The sequence below is a fragment of the Marinomonas epiphytica genome (genome assembly GCF_054780655.1).
In genome coordinates, this window is record NZ_BAAGVX010000004.1 from 199,980 (window position 1) to 208,482 (window position 8,503).

6 protein-coding genes are annotated in these 8,503 nt (G+C 42.8%); 5 read left to right on the plus strand and 1 reads right to left on the minus strand.

Features of this window, described 5'->3' with window-relative positions; genetic code table 11:
* Nucleotides 1-4 precede the first annotated feature (4 nt).
* Complete coding sequence (rpoD, locus tag ACYVGZ_RS02840) at nt 5-1,834, plus strand: RNA polymerase sigma factor RpoD (protein ID WP_460750921.1); 1,830 nt, start codon at nt 5-7, stop codon at nt 1,832-1,834.
* A gap of 69 nt (nt 1,835-1,903) precedes the next feature.
* Here the strand turns inward: rpoD and ACYVGZ_RS02845 are convergent, their stop codons facing one another.
* Nucleotides 1,904-3,253 carry an MATE family efflux transporter gene (locus ACYVGZ_RS02845; protein ID WP_460750923.1) on the minus strand — a complete coding sequence of 450 codons (1,350 nt, stop codon included), beginning with the start codon at nt 3,251-3,253 and terminating at the stop codon, nt 1,904-1,906.
* Between the two features lie 180 nt (nt 3,254-3,433).
* On the opposite strand from ACYVGZ_RS02845, the gene zigA reads away from it, so the two are divergent.
* The 4 genes from zigA (at nt 3,434) to ACYVGZ_RS02865 (ending at nt 7,882) form a co-directional block, all read left to right on the plus strand.
* Complete coding sequence (gene zigA, locus ACYVGZ_RS02850; RefSeq protein WP_460750926.1) at nt 3,434-4,645, plus strand: zinc metallochaperone GTPase ZigA; 1,212 nt, start codon at nt 3,434-3,436, stop codon at nt 4,643-4,645.
* Nucleotides 4,645-5,316, plus strand: coding sequence for a DUF1826 domain-containing protein (locus tag ACYVGZ_RS02855; RefSeq protein WP_460750928.1), 672 nt, complete (start codon nt 4,645-4,647; stop codon nt 5,314-5,316). Before zigA ends, ACYVGZ_RS02855 begins: the two co-directional genes overlap by 1 nt.
* 120 nt (nt 5,317-5,436) lie before the next feature.
* Nucleotides 5,437-5,922, plus strand: coding sequence for a DUF3015 domain-containing protein (locus ACYVGZ_RS02860; RefSeq protein WP_460750932.1), 486 nt, complete (start codon nt 5,437-5,439; stop codon nt 5,920-5,922).
* 100 nt (nt 5,923-6,022) lie between these two features.
* Nucleotides 6,023-7,882, plus strand: a complete 1,860-nt coding sequence (locus ACYVGZ_RS02865; protein WP_460750935.1) for an Lnb N-terminal periplasmic domain-containing protein — start codon at nt 6,023-6,025, stop codon at nt 7,880-7,882.
* The last annotated feature ends 621 nt before the right edge of the window (nt 7,883-8,503 follow it).

The following is an 8,503-nucleotide window of genomic DNA, read 5'->3' on the forward strand; positions in this document are numbered from 1 at the left end:
TCGAATGCCAGACACTCAACAGTCACGTCTCAAAGAGCTGATCGCCAAAGGTAAAGAACAAGGTTACTTAACTTTTGCCGAGGTCAATGACCATCTCCCTGATGACCTTTCCGACCCGGAACAAGTCGAAGAAATTATTGCCATGATCAATGACATGGGCATCACAGTTTCTGAGATTGCACCCGATAAAGACAGTCTTCTTATGGAAGAAGGCGACTCAACGGATGAAGCCGCTGCAGAAGAAGCGGCTGCAGCTCTTGCCGCTGTAGAAGGTGATGTAACTCGCACAACCGACCCAGTTCGTATGTATATGCGTGAAATGGGAACGGTTGAGCTACTAACCCGTGCCGGTGAAATAGCCATTGCTAAGCGTATCGAAGAAGGTACTCGTGAGGTCATGGCGGCCATTTCCTACTTCCCTGGTGCTGTTGATGTCTTACTTGATGCCTATGCAAAGGTACAGGAAGAAGAAGGCCGTTTGAGCGATATCTTTAGCGGCTTCATTGATGGTGATGGCGAAGAACCTGTCTTCGAAGAAACCGAAGAAGAAGAAATCATCGAAGAAAATGAATCAGATGACGATGATGACGAAGACTCTTCAGAGGAAGAAGAAACAGAGAGCGGCCCAGATCCAGAAGAAACTGCTTTACGTTTCAACGAAATATCTCGAATCTATGAAGAATTGAAAGTGTTGCTTGAAACTCACTCACGCCAAGATGACGTAGTGAAAGCAAAACAAGAAGAGCTCAGCATTAGCTTCGCCCCAATAAAACTTGTTCCAAAAATCTTTGAAGATCTGATTGAACGAGTACGCTCACGCATGACTAAAGTACGTGATCAAGAACGCTTGATCATGCAGGTATGTGTTCGTAAAGCGGGTATGCCTCGTACTGAATTCTTAAAACGCTTCCCAAGCAATGAAACGAACCAGAAATGGTTAGAAGAACAAATCTCCTCTGGTGCAAACTACGCCGCAGGTCTTGAAGAAAATCAAGCCGAATTCATGCGTAGCCAACGTAAACTGCGTGGTGTAGAGAAAGATTGTGGTTTAACCATTGCTGAATTGAAAGAGATCAACCGTCGTATATCGATTGGGGAAACTCGTTCACGTCGTGCTAAGAAAGAAATGGTAGAAGCAAACCTACGTCTGGTAATCTCCATTGCGAAGAAGTACACCAACCGTGGCCTTCAATTCTTGGACTTGATCCAAGAAGGCAACATCGGCTTGATGAAAGCGGTTGATAAATTCGAATATCGCCGTGGTTACAAGTTCTCTACTTATGCAACTTGGTGGATTCGTCAAGCGATCACGCGTTCAATTGCCGACCAAGCTAGAACGATACGTATTCCGGTTCATATGATTGAAACCATCAACAAGTTGAATCGTATTTCTCGTCAAATGCTTCAAGAAATGGGCCGTGAGGCGACTCCTGAAGAATTGGCAGTACGTATGGATATGCCAGAGGATAAGATCCGTAAAGTCCTAAAAATTGCTAAAGAGCCTATTTCAATGGAAACCCCTATCGGTGATGACGAAGATTCACACCTAGGCGACTTCATTGAAGACGATGGTGCAGAGTCACCCATTGATATTGCAACCATTGAAGGCTTACGAGAATCCACAACAACTGTGTTAGCAGGCCTAACAGCCCGTGAAGCAAAAGTCCTTAGAATGCGCTTCGGTATTGATATGAATACCGACCATACCCTCGAAGAAGTGGGTAAGCAGTTTGATGTAACGCGCGAGCGAATTCGTCAAATTGAAGCTAAGGCACTGCGTAAACTTCGTCATCCAAGCCGCTCTGAACACTTACGAAGCTTCTTAGACGAATAACACTGCAACCGCCCTATTAAAAACGCTCCCAGCTTTACTCGGAGCGTTTTTTTTGGTCCGTTGCTTAGCTCAGAACATGAGCTTGGTTAATTTATCGTCATTAAAGTCTCGCAAGGTTTTTCGAGCCAGCCACCTGAAAGGCAGCATTTTAACCACCTCTTCAAAAGGCTGAACCGCAAACGCCCAAAAAATAGAAACATCAAAATATAAAATTAGTGCAGCGCATAAAGGGATAGACACCAACCACTGGCCGGTAAAATTAATTTTAAACACGGCTGTTGTCCGTCCTAAAGAGCGCAGTACATTACCATGTATCGTGTTATAACCTCGCACGATGGGAAGAAAAATATATAAAGGTGCGATTAGCGTTAACGCCAGGTAGGTCTCTTGCTCTAAATCTGGGTAAAAGCTTGGAAGAAATACACTCAATACAGCAAACAAAAAAGCACAAACACAAGACACACACACCGCTATTTGAATGCTTTTATTTACACTTGTCGGTAAGGCCTGTAGATTTCTAGCACCAATTATCTGGCTTAAATTGATTGCAGCCGCATGCGCCCATGCCACAACAAATTGAGAACCACCTCTTAACCACGGCATGATAATAATGATCGCTGCATAAGAGTGTACGCTTAACTGGGAGTATAAAAGCTGGTAAACGCTCATGCCAATTTGCAGAATGGTAATATTAGCTGCGACAGGGAACACCTCATTTGCATGTTTTTTAAGGTTTTTTGTAAAACCACTAATACTCATAGCCATCAGGACATTAACTTTTCCCCTTAACACAAAAAAAGTTAAGTAAAAAAGCCGAAATAACATTGCTACAGCACTGCCTAACGCAGCCCCCGCTACTCCTAGTTCGAGCCCAAAAATATCACCATTGATAAAGCAATAAGAAAGTACAACATTCACAGGTAATTCTAAGAGATAGCCAAATAATGCCAATCGGCTCTTTCCCTGACTATTCAATAGAGCAATCATCATTTGCGTTAACGCAGTTAGCGGAATCAAAACAAACGCTATATTGAGGTACCTGTGAGTTTGAGCCGCTAAATCAGACGTACCTGACAAGCGCATAATAAGGCTTTCTTTAAAGAGGGCTAACACCAATAGAAACACACATGCTACAAAGGCATTAATAACCAGTCCTGAGCAAAAGTTTACTGCTATATTTTTATCTAGCCCAGAACCTACAGCCCGACTCAGAACCAACTGACTGCCGTTCGCCAGAGCCATATGGACACCTAACATAAAGGCTAACACGGCAGTGGACAATCCCATTGCCGCTAACGGAACTTCTCCTAGGGGAGAAACCAAAAGGGTATCTATCATCAACATGGACTGCATTAACAAACCATTTAAGGCTAATGGCCAAGCAATCGCTGCATTTTTTCGTAAAAATGAAGAGCTCATAATTTTTGTAATACAAATATAAATTCAAAGTATCCCATATAATTATTTTCTGGTCACTTGCGCTTTCAACTCCCTCCTTCTAACTGAGCCGCTAGAATATAGTTAACTAATATAGCCACCAGATAATGCACTGAACAACCTGTTATGTTATAACGTAAATAGCAATAGAGAGAGATTATCATGCAACATATTCCACAAAAAAAGTTACCCGTTACTGTACTTTCTGGTTTTCTTGGGGCAGGAAAAACCACCGTTTTAAGTCACATTTTAAACAACCGACAAGACAAAAAGGTCGCAGTTATAGTTAACGATATGAGCGAAATCAATATTGATTCCGCCGTTGTTAATAATGAAGTCTCATTAAATCGCAGCCAAGAGAAGTTGGTTGAAATGAGCAATGGCTGTATATGCTGCACATTAAGAGAAGACCTTTTACTTGAAATCAACAAATTGGCTAAAGAAGGGCGATTTGACTACTTAGTAATCGAATCGACAGGGATTTCTGAACCCTTACCGGTAGCTGAGACTTTTACGTTCGCAGACGAAAATGGTGTTTCATTATCAGAGCTCGCAACTTTAGACACCATGGTCACTGTAGTAGATGCAGTTAACTTTCTTAAAGACTACGAAGAAGCCAAGTACCTTCAGGAAACAGAAGAATCGCTGGGCGAAGAGGACGAGAGAAGTGTGGCTGATCTATTAGTTGACCAAGTAGAATTTTCCGATGTCATCCTTATCAGCAAAACGGACTTAGTGGATCAAGAGACGGTTCAGCGCTTAACTGCCATCCTCAAAACACTGAATACTCATGCTGACATCATCCCTATTCATAATGGGGAAATCGACGTAGATGCCATCTTAGATACTGGCCTATTCGATTTTGAAAGGGCTCAGCAAGCCCCAGGGTGGCTGAAAGAAATGCGCGGTGAGCATATTCCCGAAACAGAAGAGTATGGCATCGCAAGCTTTACTTATATTGCGCGCAGGCCTTTTCACCCAAAGCGATTCTATGATCTCCTACATAATACTGAAAAGTTCGGAAAACTAATCCGTTCAAAAGGCTATTTCTGGCTTGCATCACGCCCTCAGTTTGCTGGCCAATGGAACCAAGCTGGGGGCATAGCTCGGTATGGTTTTGGCGGTATGTTCTGGAAAGCTGTCCCCAAAGAAAGCTGGCCAACAGACAAAGAAAGTCTGGCCTCGATTGAAGAACAATGGGTAGAACCTTTCGGAGACATGCGCCAAGAAATGGTTTTTATTGGACAAAATTTGAATAAAGACAAAGCACTCACCGCTTTAAATGAATGCTTGTTAAATGATGAAGAGTTATTAGCCGGCAAACAACATTGGGCCAACTTTAACGATCCATTCCCTGCATGGGAGGAAGCCTAATGACAAGCCTAGCACAAGCGCAGACGGATCAAACAATCTCTAAAACTCGCTATGGGATATCAGGTCTAGAACCTTCAATTCTTACTGATATCTATAACCCTGACATCAATATGGTGGTTTGGAAGAGACAACTTCCTGATGCTTTAACCGCCTCATTAGCCGTATTGCTAGAAGAGAAACCTTACTTCAAAGCCTCAATGACGGTAACACCTGAAAGCGCTCTTGCGTCTCTAGAGGACAGCTTCAAACATCACAATGTTCCAGGTCTTAGTGATACGATTGCAGAGCTCGTCGACATGTTCTGCTGCTTATTCGAATTGCGACGTGTAGGTTTACGCATAGAAGCGCTAGAAAAAGCGATGTGTCCAAGGTTTCACGTTGATAAAGTGCCCTGCAGGCTCGTGAGTACCCTGTATGGCGTAGCAACAGAATGGCTACCTCATAACCTCGTCAACCGAGACAAACTTGGCCGAGGTAGCCAGGGTCTACCAGATCAGGAGTCAGGCCTATTCCCAGAGCTAAGTAGCATTCAACAACTTGAATGTGGGGATGTCGCCTTATTAAAGGGCGAGAATTGGCTAGGTAATGAAAACGCTGGACTGGTACATCGTTCACCAAAGCCCAAGCCAGGTCATAAAAGACTTGTACTTACTTTAGACTTCATTGGGTGAGTACCCATGTTCGAGTATTAGTAGCTAAAAGAACATAAGAACATTGTAGATATTGAAACACTTTCTTATAATTAATGTGTCTTTACTGACACAATTTACACATTTCTATAAGGGATTTATATGAAAAAGTTAGCACTCTCTGTTGTTCTTGCTAGTATGTCTGTTACTTCTTTCGCTGCAGGTGGTCATGGCCCAGCGGGTTGTGGTCTTGGTTCTGAGGTCATTTTTAAAGATGCAGACGCTTGGTATGAGCACGTAATGGCAGCAACTACTAACGGTACATCTGGCAACCAGACTTTTGGTATGACTTCTGGAACGCTAGGCTGTGAAGATGCAAATGGCCCTCTAGCTGAAGGCCTAGCTATGTTTATTAACGAGAACCTTGAGCCATTAGCAGTGGATGTAGCTAAAGGCAATGGCGAAACTCTAAATGCTCTAGCTTCTTTGATGGGTGTAGAATCTAAAGACCAAGAGTTGTTTAATACTGAGCTAAAGCAAAACTTTGATCAAATTTTTGCTTCTGCAGACGTAACACCAGAAACAGCTTACGAAGGTATTGTAGACGTTTTGTCTAACAACCAAGAACTAACTAAATACTTAGGCTAATTAGCCACTTTTTTCGTTAGTACTTTTAATAAGGTATAGCAACTTGCTATACCTTATTTGTATCCCTCCCCCAACTCAGAAATCAATATAGTTAGCTCTTATGCGCCCGCAATTTATACAAAAATGGATTTTATACTGCTTGTTTTTCACTACTTTCCAAGCCTACGCGATAACGGAACAAAAGCTGGACGAACTGGCAAGCAATCGAACTTGGCTAGATCTACTGCACTACCACCAAGTTGGCCTCATTGCACCAAACGAGAGTCAAATAGATGACCCCGATTTCTTTTTGTCTGAGCAGGGCAAAATCAACCCAAAAGCGGAACTGCTAGCCACAATTAATGCATTTGAAGATCAAGCTAGCTCAACATCAGATCAAGTTGCAGCCCAATGCCGCTATCCAGCAAGGTTCGCTTGGCTAAAAAAGCAAAATTTAGAACTAAGCTTACCCACACGACATTGCCAAGAATTTGATGACTGGTTTGGTAAAATTGATGGTGAAAGCCTCTACCTTATATTTCCTGCAGCGTACTTAAACAGCCCATCTTCCATGTATGGCCATACTCTACTTAGAGTTAAGAAAAAAGGGAATCAATCCCCACTACTAGATTATGCGGTGAACTATGCCGCTAACGCTGATCCGAATGACAACCAATTAGTATTTAGCTATAAAGGCCTAACTGGTGGTTACCCTGGTGTTATCTCAGTCACACCTTATTATGAAAAAGTAAAAGAGTATAATTTCTTAGAAAGTCGAGATATTTGGGAATATAAGCTAGACCTTAACCAAGCAGAGGTAGATCAATTTATTCGCCATGTATGGGAAGTTCGAAATGTTCACATTGAATATTATTTCTTTTCAGAGAACTGCTCATACCAACTGCTCGCTATGCTAGATGCTAGCAGCGATCGCTTAAACACAACTCAAAACTTTAATTTCTGGGCTATCCCTGCTGATACAATCCGACAACTAAAAGAGGCAAACGCAATTGCTGAAGTTGAATATCGAGCTTCCGTGATAAACCGTATGAATTACATGCTCAGCCAGCTAAAGAAAACTCAAATAGATCTCGTCAAAAGCTTAGTTGATTATGAGCATTTGAACCTCAAACCTCTAGAAGCATTTACACCCATTGAGCAAGCCCAAATACTAGAAGTCGCCTACGAGTACAGCCGTTATCTATCTGCTAGGAAAAAATCCACTTTAAGCTATTTAAACCGACGTTCTATTAAATTACTTTCATTACGGAGTCACTACAATGAAGAAAACGTATTTGATCCACTTCCAACACCACAAGTACGTGATGATCAAGGACATAGCACCCAGAGGCTAGGCCTTAGCCTTGGGGAAAATGATCATAAAACTTTCACAGAGCTCGAATATCGCCCCTCATACCATGATATTTTAGATTTACCCGGTGGGTATTTAGAAGGAGCGGAATTATCGATGTTTAGTAGCAAGTTTGGTTTTAAAAAAGACGAAACCGTAAAACTAAACGAGCTAGCCTTTATCAATATTCGTTCACTTGCTCCAGCAAACCCACTAATCACACCAAAATCATGGCAAGTTAATGCGTCATTAACTCGTGACTTCGTGTTAGATGACAAGCTTGTTTTTCGAATTAAAGGAGGAGCAGGTGTTACGTACAAAATTGGTAAAAACCTTTTTACAATGATGGGAAATGCTAGGGCTTCCGCGTCAGGTGATTATGATAAAGGTTACCAAATACAATTAGGACCACAACTACAATGGCTTTACTCTGGTAATACACACAGAATTCTGACCTCATACCAATACTTAGGTGATATTAATAAACACCGCAATGAGTTAACCATCAGCTCAATTGAATGGGCAATGAAATTAAATAGTGACTGGCAAATACGCACAGGGTATGAACATCAAAAACAAAGCAGTCTAAGCGAGGAAACATCTAAGCTGACCCTAGTGCATTATTTTTAGCTAGTAACAGATATAGCGACTAACATAAGTATCCCAAACAATATTGGTTTTATGCGTATGCCAAGGGCGAAACCCTCGTATAAATCCAATAATAGGTTGAGGGGGTGCATTTACGCTAACATGTCAAGGTACGAGGCAGGCGCAAGTCAATGGATAACCACAACCGATATGTTCAATATCGGTTATATGGACGCTTTGCACCCAACGGCGCATGATCGCCATGGATTTTGGGTGATTTGTAGGTCACGGTTCGCGAAGCGAATCTGACGCCGAGGGCGAAGCCCTCGTATTACACCAACACAATTTGGTTCAATCATGGGCGCTGCGCACTCACGGCGCATTACGGCCTTCGGCCTAACGGCGCCCTACATTTGACAACGCATAATCAACATGGAATTTGGGTGATTTGTAGGTCACGGTTCGCGAAGCGAATCTGACGCCGAGGGCGCAGCCCTCGTGTTACAGCAACGTAAGTTGATTCAATCATGGGCGCTGCGCACCCAACGGCGCATTACGGCCTTCGGCCTAACGGCGCCCTACAGCCGAGGGCGTAGCCCTCATGTTACACCAACGCAATTTGGTCGGATATATGGGCGCTTCGCACCCACGGCGCATTACGGC